General features: G+C 56.6%; 31 protein-coding genes (1 of these 31 running past the window's edge). 28 read left to right on the top strand and 3 right to left on the bottom strand.

Features of this window, described 5'->3' with window-relative positions; all coding sequences use genetic code 11:
- The first annotated feature begins 5 nt into the window (after positions 1-5).
- The 9 genes from GMET_RS14515 to GMET_RS14475 all read left to right on the top strand — a co-directional run bounded on the left by GMET_RS14515 (position 6) and on the right by GMET_RS14475 (position 8,008).
- The gene (locus tag GMET_RS14515) at positions 6-995 is read left to right on the top strand and encodes a glycosyltransferase family 2 protein (protein WP_004512828.1); all 990 of its coding nucleotides are present in this window, start codon (positions 6-8) and stop codon (positions 993-995) included.
- 15 nt (positions 996-1,010) lie between these two features.
- Positions 1,011-1,376: a four helix bundle protein gene (locus GMET_RS14510; protein ID WP_004512827.1), complete on the top strand. Its 366-nt coding sequence runs from the start codon at positions 1,011-1,013 to the stop codon at positions 1,374-1,376.
- A complete protein-coding gene (locus GMET_RS14505; RefSeq protein WP_004512826.1) occupies positions 1,369-2,598 on the top strand; it encodes a glycosyltransferase family 4 protein in 1,230 nt (409 codons plus the stop codon). The genes GMET_RS14510 and GMET_RS14505 overlap by 8 nt, the downstream gene beginning before the upstream one ends.
- Before the next feature lie 65 nt (positions 2,599-2,663).
- Positions 2,664-3,272 (top strand): winged helix-turn-helix transcriptional regulator, encoded by a 609-nt coding sequence (locus GMET_RS14500; protein WP_004512825.1) that lies wholly within the window; start codon positions 2,664-2,666, stop codon positions 3,270-3,272.
- A 1-nt stretch (position 3,273) separates the two neighbouring features.
- The gene (locus GMET_RS14495) at positions 3,274-4,758 is read left to right on the top strand and encodes an oligosaccharide flippase family protein (RefSeq protein ID WP_011366114.1); all 1,485 of its coding nucleotides are present in this window, start codon (positions 3,274-3,276) and stop codon (positions 4,756-4,758) included.
- Positions 4,752-5,465: a class I SAM-dependent methyltransferase gene (locus GMET_RS14490; RefSeq protein ID WP_004512823.1), complete on the top strand. Its 714-nt coding sequence runs from the start codon at positions 4,752-4,754 to the stop codon at positions 5,463-5,465. The genes GMET_RS14495 and GMET_RS14490 overlap by 7 nt, the downstream gene beginning before the upstream one ends.
- Positions 5,455-6,255, top strand: a complete 801-nt coding sequence (locus GMET_RS14485) for a class I SAM-dependent methyltransferase (protein ID WP_004512822.1) — start codon at positions 5,455-5,457, stop codon at positions 6,253-6,255. The genes GMET_RS14490 and GMET_RS14485 overlap by 11 nt, the downstream gene beginning before the upstream one ends.
- Positions 6,252-7,115, top strand: coding sequence for a glycosyltransferase family 2 protein (locus GMET_RS14480; RefSeq protein WP_004512821.1), 864 nt, complete (start codon positions 6,252-6,254; stop codon positions 7,113-7,115). Before GMET_RS14485 ends, GMET_RS14480 begins: the two co-directional genes overlap by 4 nt.
- The gene (locus GMET_RS14475; RefSeq protein WP_004512820.1) at positions 7,112-8,008 is read left to right on the top strand and encodes a glycosyltransferase family 2 protein; all 897 of its coding nucleotides are present in this window, start codon (positions 7,112-7,114) and stop codon (positions 8,006-8,008) included. The genes GMET_RS14480 and GMET_RS14475 overlap by 4 nt, the downstream gene beginning before the upstream one ends.
- Positions 8,009-8,202: 194 nt before the next feature.
- Here GMET_RS14475 and GMET_RS14470 read toward each other — a convergent pair whose 3' ends face one another.
- On the bottom strand, positions 8,203-9,279 hold the full coding sequence (locus GMET_RS14470) for an IS5-like element ISGme1 family transposase (protein WP_011365646.1): 1,077 nt from the start codon (positions 9,277-9,279) through the stop codon (positions 8,203-8,205).
- A gap of 148 nt (positions 9,280-9,427) precedes the next feature.
- Here GMET_RS14470 and GMET_RS14465 point away from each other — a divergent pair, with 148 nt between their 5' ends.
- From GMET_RS14465 to GMET_RS14435, 7 genes are all read left to right on the top strand, one after another.
- On the top strand, positions 9,428-10,099 hold the full coding sequence (locus tag GMET_RS14465) for a class I SAM-dependent methyltransferase (RefSeq protein WP_004514613.1): 672 nt from the start codon (positions 9,428-9,430) through the stop codon (positions 10,097-10,099).
- Positions 10,100-10,113: 14 nt separating this feature from the next.
- Positions 10,114-11,226, top strand: coding sequence for a glycosyltransferase family 9 protein (locus tag GMET_RS14460; RefSeq protein WP_004514612.1), 1,113 nt, complete (start codon positions 10,114-10,116; stop codon positions 11,224-11,226).
- Positions 11,223-12,398, top strand: a complete 1,176-nt coding sequence (locus GMET_RS14455; protein ID WP_004514611.1) for a glycosyltransferase — start codon at positions 11,223-11,225, stop codon at positions 12,396-12,398. The genes GMET_RS14460 and GMET_RS14455 overlap by 4 nt, the downstream gene beginning before the upstream one ends.
- A complete protein-coding gene (locus GMET_RS14450) occupies positions 12,344-13,381 on the top strand; it encodes a glycosyltransferase family 2 protein (protein WP_315971701.1) in 1,038 nt (345 codons plus the stop codon). The genes GMET_RS14455 and GMET_RS14450 overlap by 55 nt, the downstream gene beginning before the upstream one ends.
- A 61-nt stretch (positions 13,382-13,442) precedes the next feature.
- Positions 13,443-14,597 carry a glycosyltransferase family 4 protein gene (locus tag GMET_RS14445; RefSeq protein ID WP_238378940.1) on the top strand — a complete coding sequence of 385 codons (1,155 nt, stop codon included), beginning with the start codon at positions 13,443-13,445 and terminating at the stop codon, positions 14,595-14,597.
- A gap of 60 nt (positions 14,598-14,657) precedes the next feature.
- Positions 14,658-17,117: a hypothetical protein gene (locus tag GMET_RS14440; RefSeq protein WP_004514608.1), complete on the top strand. Its 2,460-nt coding sequence runs from the start codon at positions 14,658-14,660 to the stop codon at positions 17,115-17,117.
- Positions 17,107-17,874 carry a tRNA1(Val) (adenine(37)-N6)-methyltransferase gene (locus tag GMET_RS14435; protein ID WP_004514607.1) on the top strand — a complete coding sequence of 256 codons (768 nt, stop codon included), beginning with the start codon at positions 17,107-17,109 and terminating at the stop codon, positions 17,872-17,874. Before GMET_RS14440 ends, GMET_RS14435 begins: the two co-directional genes overlap by 11 nt.
- Positions 17,875-17,879: 5 nt before the next feature.
- Here the strand turns inward: GMET_RS14435 and GMET_RS14430 are convergent, their stop codons facing one another.
- Both GMET_RS14430 and GMET_RS14425 read right to left on the bottom strand, forming a co-directional pair.
- On the bottom strand, positions 17,880-18,347 hold the full coding sequence (locus GMET_RS14430) for a DUF721 domain-containing protein (protein ID WP_390139995.1): 468 nt from the start codon (positions 18,345-18,347) through the stop codon (positions 17,880-17,882).
- A gap of 13 nt (positions 18,348-18,360) precedes the next feature.
- Positions 18,361-18,618, bottom strand: coding sequence for a hypothetical protein (locus tag GMET_RS14425; protein ID WP_004514605.1), 258 nt, complete (start codon positions 18,616-18,618; stop codon positions 18,361-18,363).
- Positions 18,619-18,735: 117 nt separating this feature from the next.
- On the opposite strand from GMET_RS14425, the gene GMET_RS14420 reads away from it, so the two are divergent.
- From GMET_RS14420 to GMET_RS14365, 12 genes are all read left to right on the top strand, one after another.
- On the top strand, positions 18,736-18,990 hold the full coding sequence (locus GMET_RS14420) for a DUF3343 domain-containing protein (RefSeq protein ID WP_004514604.1): 255 nt from the start codon (positions 18,736-18,738) through the stop codon (positions 18,988-18,990).
- Positions 18,991-19,144: 154 nt separating this feature from the next.
- Positions 19,145-20,503 carry a signal recognition particle protein gene (gene ffh, locus GMET_RS14415; protein WP_004514603.1) on the top strand — a complete coding sequence of 453 codons (1,359 nt, stop codon included), beginning with the start codon at positions 19,145-19,147 and terminating at the stop codon, positions 20,501-20,503.
- A gap of 103 nt (positions 20,504-20,606) precedes the next feature.
- A complete protein-coding gene (gene rpsP / locus GMET_RS14410; RefSeq protein ID WP_004514602.1) occupies positions 20,607-20,873 on the top strand; it encodes a 30S ribosomal protein S16 in 267 nt (88 codons plus the stop codon).
- Positions 20,874-20,938: 65 nt separating this feature from the next.
- Positions 20,939-21,169 carry a KH domain-containing protein gene (locus tag GMET_RS14405; RefSeq protein ID WP_004514601.1) on the top strand — a complete coding sequence of 77 codons (231 nt, stop codon included), beginning with the start codon at positions 20,939-20,941 and terminating at the stop codon, positions 21,167-21,169.
- The gene (gene rimM / locus GMET_RS14400) at positions 21,169-21,690 is read left to right on the top strand and encodes a ribosome maturation factor RimM (protein WP_004514600.1); all 522 of its coding nucleotides are present in this window, start codon (positions 21,169-21,171) and stop codon (positions 21,688-21,690) included. Before GMET_RS14405 ends, rimM begins: the two co-directional genes overlap by 1 nt.
- Positions 21,687-22,424, top strand: coding sequence for a tRNA (guanosine(37)-N1)-methyltransferase TrmD (gene trmD / locus GMET_RS14395; RefSeq protein ID WP_004514599.1), 738 nt, complete (start codon positions 21,687-21,689; stop codon positions 22,422-22,424). The genes rimM and trmD overlap by 4 nt, the downstream gene beginning before the upstream one ends.
- The gene (locus GMET_RS14390) at positions 22,421-23,002 is read left to right on the top strand and encodes an RNA methyltransferase (RefSeq protein ID WP_004514598.1); all 582 of its coding nucleotides are present in this window, start codon (positions 22,421-22,423) and stop codon (positions 23,000-23,002) included. Before trmD ends, GMET_RS14390 begins: the two co-directional genes overlap by 4 nt.
- A 64-nt stretch (positions 23,003-23,066) precedes the next feature.
- Positions 23,067-23,423 carry a 50S ribosomal protein L19 gene (gene rplS / locus GMET_RS14385; protein ID WP_004514597.1) on the top strand — a complete coding sequence of 119 codons (357 nt, stop codon included), beginning with the start codon at positions 23,067-23,069 and terminating at the stop codon, positions 23,421-23,423.
- A 46-nt stretch (positions 23,424-23,469) separates the two neighbouring features.
- Complete coding sequence (locus GMET_RS14380; protein ID WP_004514596.1) at positions 23,470-24,111, top strand: ribonuclease HII; 642 nt, start codon at positions 23,470-23,472, stop codon at positions 24,109-24,111.
- On the top strand, positions 24,098-24,466 hold the full coding sequence (locus tag GMET_RS14375; RefSeq protein ID WP_004514595.1) for a YraN family protein: 369 nt from the start codon (positions 24,098-24,100) through the stop codon (positions 24,464-24,466). Before GMET_RS14380 ends, GMET_RS14375 begins: the two co-directional genes overlap by 14 nt.
- Before the next feature lie 68 nt (positions 24,467-24,534).
- Positions 24,535-25,386, top strand: coding sequence for a nitrilase-related carbon-nitrogen hydrolase (locus tag GMET_RS14370; RefSeq protein WP_011366113.1), 852 nt, complete (start codon positions 24,535-24,537; stop codon positions 25,384-25,386).
- Positions 25,386-25,943, top strand: partial view of an NAD+ synthase gene (locus GMET_RS14365; RefSeq protein ID WP_004514593.1) — the 5' portion only. 258 nt of this gene lie beyond the right edge of the window; 558 of the gene's 816 nt are visible here — the first part of the coding sequence; it begins with the start codon at positions 25,386-25,388; its stop codon lies beyond the right edge, outside the window. Before GMET_RS14370 ends, GMET_RS14365 begins: the two co-directional genes overlap by 1 nt.

Genomic DNA, 25,943 nt, shown 5'->3' with positions numbered 1-25,943 from the left:
CCTTGGTGAAACTGAGTATCGTTATACCGATTTACAACGAAGAAGAGAACATTCCCCCTCTCTATGGACGGGTTACCGAAGCACTGGCCGGGACGGGCATCGACTATGAGCTGATCCTGGTGGACGACGGCTCCAGCGACGGCTCTTTCCCGCTTCTGCGGCAGATTGCCGAGAGGGATTCGCGGGTGAAGGTGATCCGCTTCCGCCGCAATTTCGGGCAGACAGCGGCCATGGCCGCCGGCTTCGACGCCGCCCGGGGAGAAGTTGTCGTCCCCATGGATGGCGACCTTCAGAACGACCCGGCCGACATCCCCATGCTCCTGTCGAAGATCAACGAAGGGTACGACGTGGTCTCGGGCTGGCGCAAGGACCGACAGGACACCTTCATCAACCGCCGGCTTCCCTCCATCATTGCCAACGGCCTCATCTCCCGCATGACCGGGGTCCACCTCCACGACTACGGCTGCACCCTCAAGGCCTACCGCCGGGAAGTCCTCGACGGGGTGAACCTCTACGGCGAGATGCACCGCTTCGTGCCGGCCCTGGCCTCCCAAGTGGGGGCGCGGGTGACGGAGCTGCCGGTGCGGCATCATCCGCGGCTCCACGGCACGAGCAAGTACGGCATCTCCCGCACCATGCGGGTGGTCCTCGACCTCATGACGGTGAAATTTCTCCTCGCCTACTCCACCAAGCCGATCCAGCTCTTCGGCAAGTGGGGGATTTATACCTTGTTTGCGGGCTTTCTCAGCGGGGGAGCAACCCTCTATTTCAAGTTTTTCGAGCATATCAACATGAATCGCAACCCTCTCCTCATCCTCACCGCGTTCCTGCTCTTTATGGGGGTGCAGTTCATCGTTCTCGGCCTTCTCGGCGAGCTTAACGCCCGCACCTATTACGAAGCGCAGGGGAAACCGATTTACGTGATTCGCGAGCGAATCAACGTAGGGGACCGGGGACCGGGGACCGGGGACCGGGAAAATCGCAAAGACTTATGACCGTCAGGAGGATTTGTGCGGGATCATAAGGAGTTGGATGTTTGGAAAACGGGTGTTGAGCTGGTGACGTCGGTTTATGTTGCGACTCAGTCGTTTCCGAAAGAACAACTGCATGGTTTGACAAACCAGTTGCGGCGGGCGGCAGTCTCAATACCGTCGAATATTGCGGAAGGGGCCGCGAGGCAGACGAACAGGGAGTTTGTGCAGTTTCTCTATATCGCTCTTGGTTCGGTTGCCGAAGTTGAAACTCAGTTGATCATCGCTGATAAGTTAAACTACATTGCGGACGTTACGTCTGTTCTCAACCGCATAGCGTCACTCCGCAAAATGCTCCACGGCCTGATTCGCCACTACCGGACCAAGGAGACACAAGGTGACTAGTTTTTCCCCGGTCCCCGGTCCCCGGTCCCCGGTCCCGAGGACGCTCCGCGTCCTGATGGTGGCTCCAACCCCTTTCTTTGCCGACCGGGGGTGCCACGTCAGGATTTACGAGGAGGCCCGGGCGCTCATGGCCTGTGGGCACGAAGTTCGGATCGCCACCTATCACCTGGGGCGCGACATGCCCGGAATTGCCACGGACCGCACCGTGCGCATCCCCTGGTACCGGAAACTCTCTGCCGGTCCCTCCTGGCACAAGCCGTACCTGGACATCCTCCTCTTCGTTACCGCCCTGCGAGCCGCCCGGCGAATGCGCCCCGATCTGATCCACGCCCACCTCCACGAGGGGGCCTTCCTTGGCGTTTTCCTGAAGAGACTCGTCGGTGTTCCCCTCCTTTTCGACTGCCAGGGGAGCCTCACGGGAGAGCTGGCCGACCACGGCTTTGCGCGGCAAGGGTCGCTTCTCTGCCGCTTCTTCGCCCGGCTTGAGGGATGGATCAACCGCAACGCCGATGCCATCATCACCAGCTCCGGCGCCGGCCGGGACGATCTCGTCGGTAAGTGGGGCGTCCCGGCCCGCAAGGTGACGGCCTTCATGGATGGGGTGGATACGGCGGTGTTTCGCCCCTATCCCAGGGACGAGGTTCGCCGCAAGCTCGGCATCGCGTCTCACGCGCCGCTGGTGGTCTTTCTGGGGGTCCTGAACCGCTACCAGGGGATCGATCTCCTCCTTTCTGCCATGGTTATCCTCAAGGCCAAAGGGAGCCCGGTCCGCTTTCTGGTCATGGGGTTTCCTGAAGGGGGCTATCGCGAAAAGGCCCGAGAGTTGGGCGTTGACGACATGGTGACCTTCCCCGGACGTATCGACTATGCCAAGGCGCCGCTCTACCTCTCGGCAGGGGATTTGGCCGTGTCGCCGAAGGTTTCCCTCACCGAGGCCAACGGCAAGCTCTTCAACTATATGGCCTGCGGGCTGCCCACGGTGGTGTTCGACACCCCCATCAACCGGGAGATCCTCGGTGATGCCGGGGTGTATGCACGGTTTGGCGATGCCGTTGATCTGGCGGCGAGGATTGACTCTCTGGCTGGCGATGTCGAGGAACGGGCTCGACTCAGTCAATTGGGTCGCGAGCACGCTGAAAACAATCACTCGTGGCACGCCAGGGGGATGGAGCTGTCCGAGGTCTACCGGCATCTTGTGATCCTGCTCGCTGCACGTCGATGATGACGGTGTTCATAGTGTGAACATTCCTGTTGCTATTTCCCTTTGATTTCAGTAGTGTTCATTGTATGAACGATAAGACCGATAAGGCGTTAGATTCCTACCGTTCCTTTCTCCTCCTCTCGGAAATCGCCGGCGAGGAGCCCCTTTCCCAGCGGGAACTCTCCCGCCGGGCCGGCATTGCCGTCGGACTAGTGAACTCCTACCTAAAAAACCTCGTGGCCAAGGGGTACGTCCGCGTCAAGAACTTCCCCCGCAACCGCTACGCCTACCTTCTTACCCCTACGGGGATCGCCGAAAAGAGCCGGCTCGCCTACCAGCATCTCAGTTATTTTACCAATCTCTACACCGTTGCTCGGCAGGACTATCTGGCGTTGTTTCAGTCTCTCAAGGCAGAGGGGGTGACGGAGGTTGTGTTCTGTGGGGTTGACGAGGTGGCGGAGATTGCGTACCTCTCACTGCGGGAAGCGGGATTGGAGTTGGTCGCGGTTTTGGATGATCAAGGTCATGGGAATAGTTTTTTTGGGGTCAGGGTCATGCCCTTGATTGTATGGGAGCAGCGGGGCAACGAGCCGATAGTTGTTACGTCACTAAAGCGCGGGGATGAACTGATTGAGGGACTAAAAAAGGCCGGTGTTAATGGTTGGCGGTTCATTGTCGCTCCACGTGGGTGTTGAGGTGACTGACCGCACGACTGACAATCAGCAGCAGGAGTTTCAAGAGCTGAAGAAAAAATCGCTTTCAGGGATGACGGCGCTCTTTATCCGCCAGGTCCTGGTGAAGCTGATTTTTTTCGGGGGCAACATCGTCCTTGCCCGGCTCCTGGCGCCGCAGGTCTTTGGAATCTACGCTATCGTCAACTTCGTCGTCACCTTTTTCTCTACCTTTGGCGATGTGGGGATAGGCGCGGCTCTGATCCAGAAGAAAGGAGAGTTGAGTCGGGAAGAGCTCTCCACTACCTTCTGGCTGCAGCAGATGCTGGTCTGGAGTGTGGTGGCGGTGGCGGTGCTGGCGGCGCCGTTGGCGCTGAGGGTCTATCCGACGCTTCCGCCGGTGGGGGTGTGGCTCATTCGGGCTATGGCGCTCAGCTTCTTCTTTTCTTCGCTGAAAACAATCCCGGCAATCCTGATGGAACGGGAGATCGACTTCAACCGGATTGCCTGGGTAGATATTACCGAGAACCTGGCATTCCAAGGTGTAGCCATCACTGGCGCCTTCCTTGGCTGGGAGGCGTGGAGCTTTGTGGCGGCGGCGGTGACGCGAGGGTTTCTTGGCGCGCTGCTGATCTACTCGCTGTCGTCGTGGCGGCCGAGCCTGCACTACCGGTTCGAGTCGGTGAAGGGGTTGGTGCGGTTCGGCCTGCCGTACCAGGGGAACCAGATTCTCAGCTTCATCAAGGATGCTGTGACGCCATTGTTTGTCGGGGCGTATGCCGGGGCGGCGGCGGTGGGATACCTCAACTGGGCGAGGAACTTTGCTTTCGTCCCTCTAGTTATCTCAGAAACCTTTGGCCGTGTGGCCTTCCCGGCGTTTTCCCAACTCCAAGACGATCGGGAGCTTTTGGGGCACACCATCGAGAACTCGATCCGCATGATGACCTTTGTCATGCTCCCTGTCACCGGGATTTTTATCGCGCTTGGGCCGGAGATAACGCACTATTTTTATACGGACAAATGGTTTCCCGCGATCAACGCGTTCTATCTCTTTTCGTGGGCGCCACTGATGATGGGTGTCACCCTGCCGATGTTCAGCGGGATATTGAGCATCGGGAAATCAAAAATTATCCTAGCAATGAGCTTGGCGCTTATCGGGATTGAGTGGGGAATTGGCGCCCCGCTGGTGACACGAATCGGGTTCACCGGAGTCGCTGTTACCCAGCCAATCTCCTACATAATCTTTACAGTGGTTTACAAGCATGTGCTTCGCCGTCAGCGGGTCAGGGTCAACGTCGTCAGGAACGCGTACCTTAACCTACTTATTGCTGCCTTGATGGCTGCAATTGTTTGGTATGCGAAGGGGGGGCTTGTTACATCTCTGCCGGCGCTGGTGGCCTTTGCTGGGATGGGACTTGTCGTGTATCTCTTGTTATCGTTCATGTTAAATCGGGGGACACTAAAGGAGTCCCTCCGTTACTTTCGCAAACTGAGAGAGCCAACATGCTAAACGCACTCAAAAACAGGCTCCGCGTCTGGTACGACCCGGAGATGAAGGCGATTGCCAGGATCATCCGGGAGATGAACTCTAAGGGTGGAGACGACCTTGTGGTAACCGAGTGCAACAAAGTGTTTGTTGATCGGCTTAGGGTTTTCCCGATCGCACTTAAAATGGATTTTTGGGAACACCATTTTGAGCTAGAAGGGTTCAGTGATTTTCCTGAAATTGGTGGGGATATTTTAGACTTTGGGTGTGGGTCTGGGCATCTGGACGTTTATCTTGCGCGGAGAGGTTTTACTGTGACTGGCGTGGATCTAAGCCCTGTCGGGATTGCCATCGCTTCCTTTATAAGAGAGAATGAGGCTGCTGATGTCAAAAAGCGACTTTTGTTTTTCGTTGCCGATGTCACTGCGGACCTTCCGCCTCGGCAATTTGATGCCGCATGGTCTGCGCATGTTTTTGAGCATATAAAGAATCCTGGTCCTGTCTTGGCTGGACTAAAAAATTGGATAAAGCCTGGGGGATCGCTTCTTATTTCTGTCCCATTTGGTCGCGCTTACGATGATCCAGGACATGTAAACCATTTTTATAGCGAAGCTGATTTGCAGCATTATCTTGGTGGCCATATCTCTGTTGAGCGCATAAAAATTTATAGAGATCATCAAGTTATTCGTGCCTTATGTAAAAATGATGGAGATGGGAAGAATGATAGATAATTGTTTGTATTGCGGTTCCGCAACGCTCTTGTCAATCATCCACCTTGCTAACGGTAAAAATGCGGTGACGTGCGGTAAGTGTGGGCTTACAAGGACTATCCCTGTGCCATCTGCAGAATACTCGGAAGTTGCCGAGTATTTTGAGAACTATCTCTTGAAAGAGAAGTTGTTTCGGGCGTTTTCCCGCAAACTTCTCGATTTCGTACTATCGGTTGTCCAGAATGGAAGGCTGCTTGAGGTCGGTTGTAGTGTCGGTTTTTTTTTAGAGGAAGCCAAGCGCGCTGGTTTTTCTGTCAATGGTGTTGAATTGAACGAAAAGGCTGCGACTTTGTCCAAGGGAAAAGACTTTGATGTACGGAACTGTATGCTGCGTGAAGCAGGCTTTCCTTCACACGAGTTTGATGTCGTCGTGATGAGTCATGTGTTGGAGCATATTCAGGATCTTCGCGAGTTCCTCGCTGATATCAAGGTACTGCTGAGACCAGGCGGGAAGGTCATCGTTTCACAACCTACCCCAGACGGGATTGTCCCGAAGATGCAAAAAAAGAAATGGTATGGGTGGGTTCCGAATGAGCATGTCTGGCATTTCACTCCCAAAACATTGTCTTTAGTGTTTGCGGAAAATGGGTTTGATGTCGTAAAGGTGGAAAGAAATTCAATGTACTACTCTCTTTGGCCATCGTCCCTCCGCGGGATTCTCGTTGCACTGGTTGCGCGGACCGCTGCTGTACTTGGTTTGGGTGATCAGTTCTACTTAGCCGCGACTGTGTCTGAAAAGGATAGTCTATGACGACGATATCAGCAGTATTGATTGTTAGGAATGAAGAGTTGAATATCTGTTCATGCCTACAGACGTTATGTTGGTGCGACGAGATCGTAGTGGTAGACATGGAGAGTGAGGATCGCACTGTAGCATTGGCTAGACAGTTTACAAATAAAATATACTCGCATGAAAAAGTCATGGCATTCGATATTGCACGTGACTTCGCAGTCAAACAAGCTACCTGCGATTGGATTTTTATGATTGACGCAGATGAGCTTGTCACGAATACATTGAAAACTGCAGTTGTTTCTGTTGTCGATGAAAATGATTATGATGTGGTTTACTTTCCGAGAATTAATTTCATCTTTGGTAAATGGATTCAGAATGCTGGGTGGTGGCCTGATTATCAGGCAAGGCTTTTTAGGAACGGGGCTATATCCTTTTCTGGCCGAGTTCATAACTTTATCGAAATTGCTCACGGGTCTCGAATAAAATATCTTGATTTAGCAGAAGATAATGCAATTATACATTTTAATTACGAACACTCTCATCAATTTATCTCCAAGCTTAATCATTATACTTCAATTGAGGCACGTGATCTTAAGGCGGCAGGACATAAATTTTCAAAGAAGGTTTTTTTTGTAGAGGTGTTACGGGAGTTTTATAATAGGTATTTTAAGACTAAGGGGTATCGTGAGGGAATGCATGGTCTGTTCCTCAGCCTTTTGATGATGTTTTACCGAATTTCGGTTTTTATCAAACTGTGGGAATGCCATGAGCATGAGAAGAGAAGTGTCAGTGAAATGTATAATGCGATGAAGCAGGAGATTACGGCGCAGCATCTAACAGGTTCAATAAAGGATGAGAACCCACCGGTCGTACGATGAAATTGTCTGCAACAATTGCTATCATCCTTCTCAACTGGAACGGCTGGCGCGACACCGTCGACTGCGTCGAGTCCTGCCGGAAGCTGGATTATCCGAATTTTCGGATTGTCATTGTTGATAACGGCTCTACTGACGGTTCAGAAGCAATTCTGCGGGAGCGCTTCCCCGACGTGGAGCTGATCCAGACTGGTGCCAATCTTGGCTTCGCCGGGGGAAACAACGCTGGCATACGGCACGCTCTTGTCCGTGGCGCCGACTACGTCTGGCTCTTGAACAACGACACTGTGGTGGAGCCCGGCGCCCTCGGGGCGTTGGTCCGGGTGGCGGAGAGCGACCCGCGGGTCGGGATGGTGGGGAGCAAAATCGTCTACTTCGACGACCCGTGGCTGCTCTGGTTCGCCGGGGCGGTGATCGACCCAGAGAGACCACACCGGCCGTTTCACCGGGGGCTGCACGAGCGGGACACCGGCCAGTACGACCGTGTGGCCGAGACCGGCTACGTCACCGGATGCAGCCTCTTGGCCCGGCGGGAGATGATGGCGGAGGTGGGAATGCTGGACGATGACCTCTTCCTCTACTTCGAGGACGCAGACTGGAGCGCTCGGGCTGCCCGGGCTGGCTGGAAGCTCCTCTATGTGCCGGACTCGGTGGTCCGGCATAAGGAGTCGGTCAGTTCCGGCGGTGCTGCCTCGCCGCGGTTAGTCTACTACACGGCGCGCAACCGGCTCTACTTTGTGCGTCGCAACTTCCCGGCGAAACTAGCGGCGGCCCTCTGCTACGACCTCTTCGAACACGTCCTAGTGAACGTGAAGAAGGGGCGATTTCCCCTAGCGGTAGCGGGGTGCAGAGGAATCAGGGATTTCCTTGCCGGAAAGATTGGCCCGATGCCCTAACTGGTGTCAGTTGCGCCTCCTCTAGCAGGCCGTTGAAAAACTCCTTCATTTCCAGGGCAATCCCCTTCAAGGAGATCATTTTAGGCCGATAGTTGCATTGATCTCGCCCTATTCGTTCTTTGAAACTTTGCTTTTTACCTTGATTTGGCCTTTTCGGGCGGGCTTTGCCACCAAGAGTCGCATTATTCCCCTGATTATGCCGTTTTCGTCCCGAGATTGCGCAGCCGGACCAGATTGTATGCCGCAATGGCCATGGTGAAGTACCAGTCGACTTTCGCTATTCCCCGATGCCGGGTCTTGCGGAGATTGCCGACAGTCTTGAGCCAGCCGAAGGCCTCTTCGATCCGCTTGCGAATCCTCAGGCTGGTTTTGTAGCCTTCGTGGCGGGTAGTCCTGCCATCGATGGCTGAGCGGCGGTTAGCGGTGTTCTGAGCAATGTGAGGGGTTACCTTGAGTGCTCGCAGATCTTTGACGCACTCTTTGGTGTCGTAGCCCTTGTCGCCGCCCATGGTGATCCGCTTGTTACCGGCGACGTCTGCGATCATCTCGACTGCGGTATCCCGCTCAGCGGTACCGGTTGCGTGGGTGATTCTGGCATCGACGATGATCCCGTTGCGGTTCTCCATGAGAGCGTGCCCGTGGTAACTGAGCTTCGCCTCTTTGCCCGAGCTTCTCCTGGCAATCCGCGCATCCGGATCGGTGGTGGAGGCATGGGTGTCGTTTTTGAGCTTTTCGCCGTGGAAATCACGCTCCGTGTTACGACCCACTGGAGGCTTTGGTCCATCCTTGGGCCGAAAGCTCTTGATAGAAGCCCACGCCTCGATGAGGGTGCCGTCAACGCTGAAGTGCTCGTCGGACAACAGCTTTGCCCTTCGGGCCTGCTCAACTACTTTTGCCAAGAGCAGCCGTGCCACGTCGGTATCGATCAACCGCTCCAGGTTGGTGGAAAACGAGGAGTGGTCCCAGACCTTCTCGTCCAGGGCCAATCCCACAAACCAGCGGAACAGGATGCTGTAGCTGATCTGCTCCACCAGCAGACGGTTACTCCTGATGGTGTACAGCGCCTGAAGCAGAAGTGCTTTAAGCAACTGCTCAGGAGGAATCGAGGGCCGGCCGGTGTGGGAGTACATGGCCTCGAATTGCGGGCTGAGCTCTGCAAGGGCCTTATCCACCATCGCCCTGATCGACCGCAAGGGGTGGTCCTTCGGGACGTACGACTCAGGGGAGAGATAACAGAACAGAGCTTCGGTTTTTGTCTCGGCGCCGCGCATAACTTTTCTCCTGTAAATTCAGATTGTTACGCGTAAAAATATAGCACAGTTCGCTAACTTATTGAATCAAAAAGGTTTAGTTTTTCAACAACCTGCTAGGAGGACATTCTTTCATGTATATTAATCAGCAACCGGAATTGGAGGAGTTATGTGGCGGGATTGGCTGTCTCTCCAGGGATTGAGGGTTGCAATCAAGGACCCTAAGTACAAGGTCCTCCACGGCCGTTTTGCCAAGTCCGGTTTTGACCTCCTTGATGTCGGCTGCGGGAACCATTCTGCTGGTTTGACGAAAAGGTTATTCCCGAAAGTTAGGTACAGTGGAGTTGACAGAGACGTCTACAACAATAGTGACGAAGACTTCAAGTCTATGGAACGGTATTACCGGATCGATCTCATGGACGGCGACCTACGAGAAATTCCGGACCGGGGATTTGATGCCGTCTGGGTGAACCATGTGATCGAGCATATTCCGAACGGGATAGAAATTGTTGTAGCGCTTACCGGAAAGCTCAGAGAAAAGGGACTTATTTACATTGAATTTCCTTCGGTTCGATCACTGTCTCTTCCCAGTTGGGAAGGGACCCTCAACTTCTGTGACGACGAATCGCACGTTCGGGTCTACGATGTGAAAGAGATTTCAAACGCCTTGCTGATGTCGGGGTGTAGGATCGTAAGGGCGGGTCAACGGCAGGACAAGATCCTTATTGTGTGCAATTTTGTCAGATGGATATTCTTGAAAATAGCAGGTAGAAAAGTGCCAGCCTCTATGTTATGGGACTTCTTCGGCTTTGCCGACTATGTCCTTGCAGTGAAAAATTGAATTAGGATACCGATATGACACTGAGAAACGTCCGCACCGACTGTATCCATCTCGATGGCTACAAGCCGTGTCCTCCCCACAAGAGGAACGGCGTCGTCTGTGGCAACTGTGCCGAGTACCGCCCGGCCCGCTCCCGGATTCTCATCTTGAAGGTGGGGGCCGCTGGCGAGGTGATCCGCAACACGCCGATCCTCCACCGGCTCCGCGCTCTCTACCCCGGCGCCGAGATCACGTGGATGACCGACTACCCCGACTTCATCCCCCGCTCCTTTGTCCAGAGGGTGCTGAAGTTCGACTGGAAGAACGCCCTGCTGGTTCAGGAGCAGGAGTACGACCTGCTCCTGAGTCTCGACAAGGACACCCAGGTCTGCGCCGTGGCGAATCGGGTCCGGGCGGCGGTGAAGAAGGGGTTCCTCCTGGGCCCGCAGGGGAAGATCGTCCCCGCCGACGACGATGCCCGCCGCAAGTGGCTGACCGGGATCTTCGACGACCTGATGAAGGAGAACACCCGGCACTATGTGGAGGAGACCTTCGAGATCTGCGGTTGGGAGTGGGCGGGGGAGCGCTACATCCTGGAGAACGTCCCCCGGGTCCCACTTTCGTTCCCCCGGACGGAGGGGCGGCCGCTGATTGGCCTCAACACTGGCGCCGGCAGCATCTGGCCGACCCGCATCTGGCCCGAGGATAGTTGGCGGGATCTGGCAGCGGCGTTGCAGACGCGGGGGTACGACGTCCTTCTTCTCGGCGGCCCCGATGAACACGAAAAGAATCTGCGGCTTGCGCGGGAGAGTGGAGCCCGCTACGAAGGGCTGAAGAACTTCCTGGAGTTCTCGGGGTTGGTCGGCTGCTGTGACCTGGTGGTAACCGCCGTCACCATGGCGCTCCACATCGCCATCGCCCTGGAGCGCCGGATCGTGCTGCTGGACAACATCTTTAACGCTTCCGAGTTTTATCTCTACGGGCTCGGCTCCATTGTGCAACCGGAGCTCGACTGTCTCGCCTGCTACAAGCGCGCCTTCGACGGGGGCTGCCCGGTGGAGGACTGCATGGAGCTGATCAGCGTGGCGGATGTGGCGGCGGCGGTGGAAACGAACCTATCCGCACAGGAGCCGGTTTCAAGCCCATGATGCAGGCAAGACCAAAAATCCTGGCGCTTTACCCGCGGTTGCCGTCGATGGCGAGGGCGGCTGGTGAGAAGACGGCATTCAAGTTCGTTGAGACCCTCCATGGCCTGGGCCACCGAATCGTCCTGCTCTCATTCGCTTTCAACGGCTACGACGAGAAAGACTACCAGGCACTGGAGCCGTTGTGTGAGAAGATTGTGCTGCACCCCTTCGGCTCCGGAGAGAAACTTGCCAACGTTCTGCGGGGGTGGCACCTGTCGCCGACCCTTGCCGCCCGACGCAGCCCCGGCTTCGGCCGGCTTATCGACGAACATATCGCGGGGTGCGACCTCGTCCACATAGAGTTCACGGAGCTCCTCCCCTGGGCCTGCCATATCTCTAAACGGTATCCGGAGAAGCGGGTCAGCTATGTCGCCCACGACATCGTCTTCCAGAAGAAGTACCGGGAGGCACGCAGGCACCTCTTCCTGAATCCTTGGCGCGACCTGGACCTGGCAATGACCTGGTGGAGCGAGAATCGTTTCCTTGCCTGCACCGATCGGATAATCGTGCAGAATCGCAAGGATGCGGCGCTGATTCCTCGACATCGGGAGCGGGTGCGCGTGGTGGTCCCATACGCGCAGACGGCGGCCTCGGAGGAGTCTAGCGTTCCCCCACCGATCTCCGGACGCTATCTGATCTACTATGGTGCGATGGATCGTCCTGAGAATTATCTCGCGGCTATCTCTTTTCTCCGCATCTGCTGGCCGGAGTTGCGACGGGAGTTCCCGGACTTGGAGTTCTGCGTGCTCGGCGCACGCCCCCATGACCGGCTCCGTGAATTTGATGGCCGTGACGGGGTAACAGTCACCGGCTTTGTGGAGGATCCGAATGCCTACCTTTCCGGCGCATTCCTTACGGTTGCCCCGATTACCCTCGGCGCAGGAATTAAGGTGAAAGTGCTGGAGTCGCTTCTGAGCGGTTCCCCGGTGGTAGCCTTCCCCGCGGGGGCCGAGGGGATCGACGTTGGACCGCGGGAAGGGTTGACCGTGGTGGAGGGGTATCGGGAGATGACTGCAGCGATCCGGCGTGCACTGCATGGCGCGTTGCCGGACCGGGGGGAGATCCGTGCCGCTGCGCGGTGTGCCTTCGACTGGGGTATCACCGAGAGCTTCCTCCGGGAGGACTACCGGTGACGGGACTCAAGCCTCGCGTTTCGGTCATCGTGCTGACATGGAACGGGAAGAGGTATCTCCCCGGCTGCCTTGGGGCGCTGGCGGTACAGACTTTTCGGGATTTTGAGGTGATACTGGTCGATAACGGTTCCGAGGACGGATCGGGACAATATGTTCGGGAGGCGTTCCCGTGGGTCCGACTGGTTGAGCTTCCCGAAAATCTCGGCTTCGCGGAGGGGAATAATCGAGGACTGGCGACCGCGCAGGGGAAATTGATTGTGACGCTCAACAACGATACGCTGGCGGAGCCGGGTTTCCTGGCTGAGCTCGTTGGCGCAGCGGAGCGGTATCCTCGCGCCGGAATGATCGCGGCCCTGCTGGTGAACTTTTACGATCCCGCTCGAATCGATGCTGCAGGAATCGCCCCGGGGTTCGATGGGCTCGGCTACTGCCTCGGGCACGGCGAACCGGTGGGCGCTCCGTGGGATACATCGAGGGAGGTATTCGGCCCTTCTGCGGGGGCGGCGCTGTATCGACGGGAAATGATCGATGAGATTGGCTTTTTCGATGCGGCATTCTTTGCCTACGCGGAGGATTTCGATCTCGCCTGGCGCGGACGGCGCGCCGGCTGGCCCTGCATGACGGCCCCGCAAGCCGTTGTTCGCCATGTCCATTCGGCCACGAGCGGTACGGAAAGCCCATTCACCATTTACCATATTCATCGCAACAAGTGGTACGTGCTCCTGAAGGATTGGCCGACACGCCTTCTGCTGAGGCACCTCCCACGGATTCTGATGGCAGATTTGGCCGCATTATCCGTGGCATTGCTGAAAGGGCGGGGCGGTGCTGCCTTGCGAGCCAGATGGGGAGTGCTTGCTGCGCTCCCATGGCTTCTGGTTAAACGCCGAGAAGATGATGGGAAGCGTGCCCCCCTGCCCGTGGAGCAGTTGTTTGCCCGCGGCCTTTCGCTTGCGGCACTGAAGCGGAAGCTGGGGATGAGCTAGCCGCTGCCGGTTTTTCGTGGATTTCGACGGCCTGGGACCGGCCCATCATTATAGATTGGGGATGATCGTAGCAATGGCTGCTGTCGCACATGTAAAAATTGATGCCGCAGGGGAAAAGCGTGTCCTGTACCTCGTGGACAAGTCGGGATTCGGTGGTGTCCAGACGATTGCGTACACTCTGATGCGCCATGGTGTTGACGAACGGATCGGGATGGATTTCTTCTTCTTGAGAAACATCAATGATCGGTTCGGCATGGAAGACGTCCGTGAACCCAATGTGTTCTATTCACGAGCGACGCATCGGTACAGTCTGCGTCCGTTCGTTGAGATTCTTCGTTTCATCAGGGAGAAAAAAGTTTCGATTCTCCATCTCAATGGCAACAAATCCATTATCCTCGGCCTCGTGATAAAGAAGCTTTTTCAGCCGACGATTAAAATAATTGCCCATGAGCATGGCGGGGTATTTGACTACTCCCGCTGGTATGCCGCGTTCCTGAAGTCTTTCCGCAACTCCTTCGATCTCTTTATCACGATTTCGAACTACCGAAAGCACTTCCTCGTCGAGCGGTGCCTGGTTGCTCCTTCAGCCATCAGGGTAATCGATAATTTTGTCGATCCGGCGCGCCTTGCCACCGCCAGCGCGAGCGCATGCGGCCACACTGACCGCTGCGACTCAGAGGGAGACAAACCCTTTGTCATCGGGTATGTTGGCGGACTCAGCAGAATCAAGGGGTGTGATGTGCTGATCCGGGCACTTCCCCCGTTGCGGGAGCGTCTCGGCAATTTCAGGGTGATGATAGCGGGCGACGGACCGGCCCGGGCGGAACTCGAGGAGCTCGTTGCTGCTCTCGGCCTGGGTGATATCGTTTCATTCCTTGGATTTGTGGATCCACCGGGCATCGCATATGCCCAGTTTGATATGATGGTGATCCCTTCGCGTTCCGAGGAGGGGCCGATTTGCCTCTATGAAGCGTGGATGATGGGGCTCCCGGTCGTGGCCAGCAATGCCCCGGTGCTCAACGAACGCATCCGGGACGGGGAAACGGGCATTCTGTTTCAATCGGATGAGCCGTGCGATCTGGCAGAGAAGATCTATTCGGTTTGCCGTAATCCGGATGTCGCCGCGCATATCAGGGCGGGGGGCTCTTGTGAGGCCGCGCGCCATACGGTGGAGCGCTATCGGGGAGATTTGCGGGACGTCTACCTCTCACTTTGAGATGCATCACTCGAGTGCGCGTTTGCCCGTTCTCGATGAATGAAGACAATCGGAGGCTGCATGGAAAGCAATGAACGGCCGCTCCTTGAGCAAAACTGGTTCTGGATAACCGCGATGGTGGTCATTCTCATCGGAGTTTTCAGCCCGATGCTGTTTACCGGCAAGATTATCCGTGCATCTGACGTCATCACCCAGCTTTTCTGGAATGTCAAGGCGGTCAAGGATCAGTCGCTGCTGGACTATATCCGGTCATTTCCGGATATCTTTCGCGCCGATTGGGATCCGTTGAGTGACGGCGGACGCACCCTGGAGGGAGGGTGGAACGCAATCAACCTGCTGGTCCACCGCTACCTCATCCAGCACTTTTTCCCTTTCCCCGCGAGCATTGCCTGGTTGGCGGTCCTTGCCATGTGCTGGGGAGCGGCTGGGACCTTCCTCTATTGCAGGCTGATCGGCATCGGCCGTTTCGGGGCCTTCGTCGCGGGTCTGCTCTATGTGCTGTGCACCGAGAATGCTTCCCTTATCAATGCTGGTCATATCCAGAAGCTTGAAGCGGTCTGCTGGTTTCCGTGGGTGTTCCTCTTCCTGGAAAAAGCCCTCCGGAACGGCCGTCTTTTTCATTATGCGCTGGCGGCCCTCATGCTTGCCATTCAGTTCTTCCACATGCACTGGCAGATATCGTTCTACAGTTGCCTCGCCGTGGGAGTGTACTGGTGCTGGCATGTGGGGGCGAGGTTCCTTGCGGAGCGGGGAGGCTACGCAAAGCCGTTTTGCAGGGATGTGAGCCTGGTGGTGGCCATGGTAGTTCTCTTTTTCAGTACCATCGCCATGTCTTTCGCTCCCTTGGTGAGCTGGTCACAACAGTCCGAGCGGGGGGATTCTGTAGCCGGCACCGTCGCAGGATCCGGTAAGGACAAGGGTATCGGTTATGAAGAAGGGATGAGCTGGTCCATGCCCCCCGAGGAGGTTCTCACCTTCGTCGTCCCGGGACTGCTCGGCTTCTCTCGCCAGGAGGGGGGGGATGTTCCCTCGCCGGGGCAGGTTTACTACTGGGGAAGGATGCGTTTTACCCAAACCGGCGACTACCTCGGTCTTCTCCCCTGGTTCATGCTTCCGCTGCCACTCATCTTCCGGCGGGACCGTTATACTTGGTTTTTCACTCTTTTCATGGCGGTAACGCTCGTAATGGCTCTGGGTAAATACACCTTCGTCTACCGTTTCATGTTTGACTATCTTCCCGCCTTTTCCAAGTTTAGGGTGCCGAAGATGATACTCTTTCTCTTTGCCTTCGGCGCAGCGGTTCTGACTGGCCGCGGGATTGATCTGCTGGAGAAGGAGGCTGCGGCGCGGGAAAAGCTTAGGTGGTGGCTTGCCGGTGCGGCTCTCTCCGTGGCCGCCATAGGCGCGCTCTGGTTTATCCTTCGGGGGAGCGCGGCCTGGCTTTCGGAAAATGCGGCGGAATACATTGCCGCCCCTACCCGCTATCAGCAGAATGGGGGGGGACTTGCCCCGCAGCGCTACGACTTCATGCTCCGTGAAACGGCCATTGCGTTCGGTGTCGCCTCTCTCTATCTGGCAGTTCTTCTCGCCTGGTTCAGAAGATGGCTGCCAGCACGGGTAGTCTTCTTGTCCCTAGCGGTTCTCCTCGTCGCGGATCTCTGGCGGGTGAACCAGCATTTTTTTGTGCTCACGACGTCGCCTCAGTCTGACAGAAGGGCGGCCCAGAACGACATCGTCCGCTTCTTGGAGCCGCGCATCGATCATTACCGGGTGCAGCCGCTCTCTGATGAGAATGCCCACTATTATGCGGATTACGGCTTTGCCAACCTATCAGCCTACGTCACCATCAGCGAGAGACGTTACAAGGAGTTTCTTGAGGGCTTTAATCTGATGAGCGGGATGCCGGATATCATGAATCTGAGGTACGTGATAATGCCGGCCGCCGATTATGAAGCCCAGAAGGGGATGCTGGCAGGCAAGTATGTGCCGGTATTTGCCTCGTCCAACGGTTCGGTGGTGCTGGAGAACAGGACGGTCCTTCCGAAGGCATGGCTCGTCCCTTCGGTGGCGGAAGTAGTTGATCCGCAGCAGCGGATCAGTATCATGAATTCCGACCCCACCTTTAGCCCTGCTATCGTCGCTCTCACGGAAAGCCGGCCGCCGCTTCCCCTTGCTCCCTTTGGGCAGTCGGCGGCAGCGGGCACTGCCCAGGTTAAGGTCTATACCCCCAATCGGATTGTGGTGGAGGCAGCAGCGTCGTCGAATGCCCTCCTCGTCCTCGGAGAGAAATACTATCGCTGGTGGTATGCGTGGGTGGATGGCAAACCCGAGGAGATTTATCCGGTGGACCATGTCCTGCGGGGCGTTTATCTGTTCCCCGGAATCCATACGGTGGAATTCCGCTTCGATCCGCTCCCCTTTAAAGTCGGCAAGTATCTTACACTTGCCTCTCTTGCGCTGTTTGCCGTCATGCTGGGACGTGAATGGCGGTTGCGTAAACGGGTGAAGAGTGAAGGCTGACGAGACCATAGACGAACTGCAGACCTACGACCTGCGGATTGCTCAAGAGCGTCATGGATACCGGTTTTCCCTCGACCCGCTGCTCCTCTGCGCTTTTGCCGCCCCGCAAGTTGGGGCACGGGTCATTGATCTGGGAACCGGCAGCGCCGTCATCCCGCTCGTCCTCGCCCGTCGGACCGTGCAAGCCACTTTTGTGGGGGTGGAACTCCAGGAAGGACTGGCCACATTGGCAGAGCGCAACGTAGCGTTGAACGGGCTCGTCGACCGGATATCCATTCTCTGTGATGATGTCCTCGGGTTGCGCAAGCGTTTTCCCGTTTCCTCCTTTGACGTGGTCGTTTCCAACCCCCCCTACCGCAAGCGCGGAACGGGGAAGGTAAGCCCCAAGGTGGGACGCGATGATGCCCGCCATGAGTCATCGGCAACCCTCGCCGACTTCCTTGCTGCTGCCAAGTACCTGGTGAATCCCACCGGCCGCATCTGTTTCATCTATCACCCGTCGCGGCTTCCGGAGCTTTTCTCGGAGGCGCATGTCCAGAAACTTGCATCCATGAGACTGCGTCTTGTACATGGGACCTCAGACGCTGAGGCCCGAATGGCCCTCATCGAGTTTTGCAAGGGACGCAGGGCGGATTTGAAGGTGCTTCCACCCCTGATTGTCAGGGGAGATGGGCTGGGCTACACCCCCGAGGTCGCTGAGATTCTGGGTGGTGACAGGCAAGGAGATTGCCGGCAGTCAGTAAAAGCGTCGGGATAGGGACGTTACGCTTCGTCCGGTGGCGACGATGCGAGGTGTCGTGCCATGAGGCGGGAGATGATGGCGCGGAGTTCAGGGTCTTCGATGGATTCGGTCTCTTCCCGAACAAATTCTTTTTCGACGGTGGTCAGTTCTCGAACAGGGGGGCGCTGCTCGGAAGAGGGGGCGGGAGGGGGCTCGGTCCTCCCTGCCTTCAAGTAGATTTCCGTGACTACCGGTCCGCAGAGAAGGGCGTTCAGTTTATCCATTATTCCCTGCTTCAGGAAGTTCAGTTGCTGCATCCAGGGGGCGTTTGCCACCGCTACGGTCAGTGTCCCCCCACGAAACCCCACGGGGCGTGCAACGGAAGCGATCCGCTCACCCACTGCCTCATCCCAGAGAAGCCAAATCCGGCCCTCTTTGAGGCGCCGCTCCGCGGGCTTGCCGCGCAGGGCCTCCGTCAGCAGGTCGGCGACGGGGCGTGGGCGCGTCATGCGGGAGCGGGCATTACCCATTGCGCTGGCGCCGTCGGTGGATCATGCCGCCGATAATCTGGCCGACCATGGCTCCTCCGAGGGTAAGGGGGATAAATTTCCAGCTGAAGCCGGATTTAACGCGGAGATAGATGATGAAGGGGATGGAGATGTGGACGTAGAAATACCAGCCGAAGGTGAACTTCTCGTACCCTTGCCGAAGAAAGCCGCAGGGAATGTTGATGATGAGTGCGAGCAGTATTAGCCCGAAAATTATTACATAGGGATGCATCGATTTACCTCTTTGCGGCATGGTACGTGATGAGTTCTCACTTTGTCAATCTGCTTGAGCTGTTGCAAAGGCACCACCGGCGTGTATCATTGCTGCGGGTAATGAAAAGGATTAATGATGATTCGAGATGGCGATTGTGTTGCGATTTTTCATTCGATACACCGGGTCATGAAGGCTGAGAAAGTGCTCAAGGGGCAGGGTTTCCCGATCCTTCTTATTCCGGCTCCCCGTGCCCTCCATGCAGACTGTGGCCTGGCCATCCGCTACGCCTCAGCGGACCGGGATGCGGTGGAAGAGGTTCTGGCAGCGGAGGGGTTGCTGCCGGAAGAGATCCATGTGAAGCAGGGTGAGCAGTACCTCAAGATCGGCTAGCGTTTCGGGTAGAGCTGCAGGTCGCTATCCCCTTGTGGGAAAAATGTTTTTGCTTGACACTGGCTTGTGGCCTCATCTATAGTTAACCTCTTTCTCAATGGATACGTGCGCCCTGTGTGGCGCTTTCCGCCGCTTGTACGGCATTGTGGAATAGATGTTCGAAAACCTTTCCGACAAACTTGACCTCCTCTTTAAAAAGCTCCGCGGCCAAGGGGTGATGACCGAGGAGAACATCAAGGAGGCGCTCCGTGAGGTGCGGCTTGTCCTTCTTGAGGCAGACGTCAATTTCAAGGTTGTCAAGGATTTCGTCGAGAAGGTCCGCGAGCGGGCTGTCGGCACCCAGGTTCTCCAGAGTCTCTCGCCGGGGCAGCAGGTCATCAAGATTGTGCAGGAAGAGCTCGTGGCCCTCATGGGGGGCGGCGAGGACAATAGTCTCGATCTTGCCGCGAAGCCCCCGGTCGCCCTCATGATGGTCGGTCTCCAGGGCTCCGGCAAGACCACCACCTGCGGCAAGCTGGCGCGGCTCCTCAAAGGGCAGCGGCGGCGTCCGCTTCTCGTGCCCGCTGACGTCTACCGCCCTGCCGCCATTGAGCAGCTCAGGACCCTTGGTCGTCAGCTTTCGGTGGAAACGTTTGATTCGCGGGCCGACCAGGACCCGGTTGATATCTGCCGCGAGGCGCTCCGTTACGCCACGCTCAATGGCTTCGATACGGTGATTCTCGATACCGCCGGTCGTCTCCAGATCGACGAGTATCTCATGAATGAGCTCGTCCGTATCAAGGAGGCGGTACAGCCCCGGGAGATTCTCTTTGTGGCCGACGCCATGACCGGCCAGGAGGCGGTTAACGTCGCCACCGGCTTTAACGAGAGGCTCGACATCACCGGCGTGGTCCTTACCAAGCTGGACGGCGATGCCAAGGGGGGCGCTGCCCTCTCTATCCGTGCGGTCACCGGCAAGCCGGTGAAGCTCGTGGGGCTCGGCGAAAAGCTTGATGCCTTGGAGGTCTTCTACCCGGACCGCCTCGTTTCCCGCATTCTTGGCATGGGTGATATTCTCACTCTGGTCGAGAAGGCCCAGGCCACGTTCGATGCTACGGAAACGGAGCGGCTTCAGCAGAAGCTCAAGAAGAGCCAGTTCGATCTGGAGGATTTCAGGAGCCAGCTCCAGCAGATCAAGAAGATGGGGTCCCTTGAATCGATTCTCGGCATGATTCCCGGCGTGGGCAAGGCCATGAAGCAGATGCAGGGAGCCCAGCCGTCGGAGAAGGAGCTCAAGCGGATCGAGGCGATTATCGATTCCATGACTCCCGGCGAGCGGGCGAACCATCAGATCATCAACGGCAGCCGTCGTTTGAGGATCGCCAAAGGGAGCGGCACAACGGTCCAGGAGGTCAATCAGCTCCTGAAGCGGTTCACCGAGGCACAAAAGGTGATGAAGCAGCTTCAGAAGATGGGCCCCAAGGGGCTGATGCGGGGGATGAAAGGGATGGGAAAGGGAATGTTCCCCTTCTGAGAGGATGCAGCAGGCAACGCTCGATTCGTCACCAATGTGACGTACAACATACACACGAAAACTCTCGCCGGTCAGCGGCCGGGAGAACACCAGGAGGAAGAAGATGGCTATCAAGATGCGTTTGGCCCGTGCAGGGGCGAAGAAGAAGCCCTTTTATCAAATTGTTATTGCTGACGTGCGCAGCCGCCGTGATGGGCGGTTTATCGAGAATGTCGGGACCTACGACCCGAACCAGAATCCTGCCGCTGTGAAATTCGAAGAGGGCAAGGCCCTTGAATGGCTCGGCAAGGGAGCCCAGCCCACCGATACCGTCAAGCAGATGCTCAAGACGGCCGGTCTCTGGGAGAAATTCACGACCAAGCCTGCATAATTAACACGTTGTAACGCTGCTTCGTTCCCGGTCCGCCGGTCATTCCCATTGCAGAGGTTACCGACATGAAAGAGCTTGTAGAGACCATCGCAAAGGCGCTTGTGGACGACCCCTCCCAGGTGAGAACCACCGAGGAGATGGAAGAGGATACAATGGTCATCAAGCTGACCGTGGCCAAAGAGGACATGGGACGAATCATCGGCAAAGAGGGGCGGACAGCAAAGGCAATCCGGACCCTGCTCAACGCGGTGTCCACCAAGGACAACAAGAAAGCCGTGCTGAAGATCGTCGAATAATGCTGGGCAGTACCGATCTCGTGTTGCTCGGCAAGGTCGTCGCAACACACGGCATCAGGGGACAACTGTCAGTCGTCCCCTTTTCGGGCGAGTTCAGCACCATTCTTTCGATGCAGACAGTTTACCTCAGTGGGCCGGACAACCGTAAGGAAAGCTTTGAAGTGGACCGCGCGGCTGTCCATCGCAATCGGGTTCTCCTGACACTGAAGGGATTCGCGAATATAAACGAAGTTCTCCACCTGGTCGGGCGTGAGTTGTTCGCTCGACGGGACCAGTTTCCCCCCCTTGACGAGGGGGAGTTCTACTGGTGTGACCTCATTGGCCTTTCGGTAACGACAAGTGAAGGGTTGTCCCTTGGCCGTATCGAAGAGATTATTGCCACGGGAAGTAACGACGTCTATGTGGTCAGGGACGGGGAGAGGGAATATCTGATTCCGGCCCTTGAAGACATAGTTGTCGGTGTTGATTTGGATAAGGGAATCATGACCGTCAGCCCCACAGAGGGGCTGCTTGATCTATGAAATTCGATATTTTGACCCTTTTCCCTGCCATGTTCGAGGGACCGCTTACCGAAAGCATCATCCGGCGGGCAGTCGAGAAAGGGCTCCTTGATATCCGGTTGCACCAGATCCGTGACTTTGCCACTGATCGGCACAAGGTTGTCGACGATGCACCCTATGGTGGTGGTGACGGGATGGTCATGAAGGTTGAGCCGATTGCCGCCTGTCTGGAAGCGGTCAAGGCCGAGCGCCCAAAGGCGCGGGTCCTACTCACCAGCCCTCGGGGCCGTCTCTTCGATAATGCGGCGGCCCGCGAGCTGGCCCAAGAGCAGGAAGTCATCATTATCTGCGGACGGTATGAGGGGATCGACGAGCGGGTCCGCGAGCTTTTCGTGGAGGATGAGTTTTCAATCGGCGATTTTGTCCTCACTGGCGGAGAGTTGGCAGCCATGGTCATGATCGACGCCACCGTGCGGTTTGTTCCCGGAGTACTCGGCTCGCCCGGGTCGGCCGAAACTGACACGTTCTCCGACGGCCTGCTTGAGTACCCTCACTATACGCGTCCTGCCGAATTTCGCGGCCATTCGGTCCCGGCTGTGCTGTTGTCCGGCAACCATGCAGAAGTGGCGCGTTGGCGACGTCGCAAGGCCTTGGAGGAAACGATCCGTTCGAGACCGGATTTGCTCGAAAAGGCAGTGCTGGATAGTGACGACCGGCGCTACCTGCTAGAACTCGAAGAGGGAGCCTCGAAGTGAGCGGGGCGACTCTTTCCAATGCCAATGTGAGTGTCGCGCTCCTCCACCATCCGGTTTATGACAAAAATCGGCAGGTGGTCTCCACGGCGGTAACGAATCTCGACATTCACGATATCGCGCGGTCAGCGAGAACCTTCGGGCTGCTCAGCTACTACATCGTGACGCCAGTTCCCGGACAACAGGAACTTGCAGGCCGAATCGTCCGGCATTGGCAGGAGGGATGGGGTGCCACATATAATCCCAAGCGGAAGGCTGCGCTTGAGCTCATAAAGATCGCCGCAACTCTAAATGATGCCCTGGAGGATATGCAAGAGCGCTTCGGACGGCCAGTTCGGCTCGTGACGACCGGAGCACGACTCCATCCCCGAAGCGTCACATTCAGCGACCTGCAGCACCTCATTACCGAGCGGGATCAGCCCTATCTGCTCCTTTTCGGTACCGGTTGGGGGCTCGTCGAAGAGGTGTTTGAAAAGGCCGACCTGGTTCTCGAGCCGATCCAAGGGGCTGGAGATTACAACCATCTCTCGGTGAGGTCTGCGGCAGCAATCATCATGGATAGACTGTTCGGAGCGCGTTGAGCGTCTCCGTTCGTAATATACGAAACCAGTACGCGTTTGCGCACATAAAGGGAGGAAGACGCAGATGAACACTATCGACATGCTTGAACTTGAACAGATGAAGAAAAACATCCCCCCGTTTAAACCGGGAGATACCGTCAAGGTCCACGTCAAGATCGTGGAGGGCGACAAGAGCCGGATCCAGGCCTTCCAGGGTGTGGTAATCGCTCGTCAGAACGGCGGCATCCGCGAATCGTTCACGGTCCGTAAAATCTCCAATGGCATCGGCGTTGAGAGGGTCTTCCCGCTCCATTCGCCGTCACTTGATGCCATTGAGGTGATCACCCGTGGCCATGTCCGCCGCGCCAAGCTCTACTACCTCCGCAAGCTCCGCGGCAAGGCCGCGCGGATTCGCGAGAAGAAGTACGTGGCTGCCCACTAACGAAATTGCCCCGCCTGGCGGGGCTTTTTCATTTCAGGAGAGATCGGTGCGTCTACCGTTGTTTGACGACATTGGTGAGAGATCCCTCTGGACATTTGAAAACCTTGTCAGCCGAAATGGTTTCCACGCGGTAGCGGGGGTTGACGAGGCCGGACGCGGTCCCTTGGCCGGTCCTGTCGTGGCGGCTGCAGTCATTCTTCCGCAAGGGGCAGAGTTGCCGGGGGTCGACGACTCAAAGAAGCTTTCTGCACCAAAGCGCGAACATCTCTTCGGCCTGATATCCGGTTGTGCCCTGGCCGTAGGTGTCGGAGTGGCTGACCACGCCTGCATTGATCGCATCAACATACTTCAGGCCACTCTCCGCGCCATGGCGGAAGCTGTCGGACAACTGGCCGTTCCTCCTGATTACCTCCTCATAGATGGAATTTCAACGATTCCCCTTAACCTCCCTCAGAAAACCATCAAAAAAGGGGACAGCTCCAGCATTTCCATCGCATCCGCCTCAATCGTTGCCAAGGTTACCCGGGACCGGATGATGATGGAATATGATCAACAGTTCCCCGGTTACGGATTCGCCGAGCACAAGGGCTATGGCTGTGCCTCTCACCTTGCTGCGATTGCGGAACTGGGTCCATGCCCCATCCACCGGAAAACCTTCAGGGGGGTGAAAGAGCATGTCGCTCCATAACAAGTCCCTGGGCAGCAAGGGGGAATCCCTGGCGGTGACATATCTGGAACGTCATCGTTACAAAATCCTGGAGAGAAACTTTCGTTGCCGCGGCGGCGAGATAGATATTGTGGCTCGCGATGGCAAAACCATTGTCTTCGTGGAGGTCAAGACGAGGACAAGCGGTCACTATGGACCACCGCAACTTGCAGTCACCTCCTTCAAGCAGCGGCAGATATCCAAGGCGGCGCTTACCTGGCTTGCTAAGCAGCGGCAGCTTGACGCCTGCGCCCGCTTCGACGTCATATCGATTACGTTCTCGGGTCAGATGCCACAAATCGAGCATATTCCCAATGCCTTCGAATTGGCGTATTAGCCCGGAAATACCGTTGAAAACGGCAGTTTGCTATGCTACCTTTGACCGAAAAATCGGGGGCTTATACCGTGGATTTCATTGTCGCACTGGCGCAGATAAAGCCGAAGCTCGGCTGTCTTACTGAAAACTGCACCCTTGTCGAGTCCGCCATTGAGCGTGCTGTCGCTGATAAGGCTGACCTGATCGTGTTTCCTGAGCTTGCTCTAACCGGCTATTTTCTCAGGGATCTGGTGCCGGATGTGGCGTTGCGCCTCGATGCCCCGGAGATCGCCCGTATCCGCGAACTTTCCCGTCATGTCGCGATCGTTGTCGGCTTTGTGGAGGTCTCCGACGATTATCGCTTCTTCAATTCCGCGATCTATGTGGATGGCGGCGAAATCCGACACATCCATCGCAAGGTCTACCTCCCCACCTATGGCCTCTTTGACGAGCAGCGTTATCTTGCCCGCGGTGAACGGTTCCGCGCCTTCGATACCCGTTTCGGTCGGATGGGGATGCTCATCTGCGAAGACATGTGGCATCTCTCCGCTCCCTATATCCTTGCCATGGATGGGGCTACAACCCTTGTATGTCTTTCCAGCAGCCCGGGTCGGGGGATTAGCGAGGACGAAAGCCTGGGTTCAACCGCTGCCTGGCAGAAACTCACCTCCACGACGGCAATGTTTCTCAACAGCCGCGTGTTTTATTGCAACAGGGTCGGCTACGAAGACGGCGTCAACTTCTGGGGGGGATCCGAAGTGATTGCTCCCTCCGGCAGTGTTGTTTCCCGTGCCCGGTTGTTCGACGAAGATCTGCTTGTCACCCGTGTCGATGGAGGAGAGTTGCGGCGTGAGCGCATTTTTTCCCCAATGATGCGCGACGAGAGCCTCTCTATTACCATGAAGGAGTTGCGGCGTATTGAGAAGGGGAGGGACTGTTGATGGCTGACGTTAATGTCAAGCTGTTGCGTCGGATACTGGTCGGTTTTATCCGTGAGGAAGTCACCAAGGTTGGAATTCGCAAGGCGGTTCTCGGCCTCTCTGGAGGGATCGACTCCGCTCTCGTTGCGTATCTCGCTGCCGAGGCCCTCGGCCCTGAAAATATTCATGCCTGCATCATGCCGTATAGAACCAGTAATCCTGAAAGCGAGGCCCACGCAAGGCTCGCCGCGGAGCATCTCGGCATTCACTATCAGGTAATCGACATTACGCCGATGATAGATGCCTATTTTTCACGCTTCCCCGATGCCGATAGCATGCGTCGCGGAAACAAGATGGCCCGCGAACGGATGACAATTCTCTACGACCACTCGGCGGCACTTCCTGCCCTTGTCCTCGGAACAAGCAACAAGACGGAGCTCTTGCTTGGCTATGGGACCCTGTATGGAGACATGGCCAGCGCCCTGAATCCCATCGGTGACATTTACAAAACGCAGGTCTGGCAGCTTTCCGAAGAGATGGGAGTTCCCCGCGACATCATTGAAAAACAGCCTTCCGCT

The organism is Geobacter metallireducens GS-15 (assembly GCF_000012925.1).
Classification (GTDB): domain Bacteria; phylum Desulfobacterota; class Desulfuromonadia; order Geobacterales; family Geobacteraceae; genus Geobacter; species Geobacter metallireducens.
Note: the sequence above shows the minus strand (reverse complement) of the source record. Positions and strands in the feature narration are given on the sequence as shown.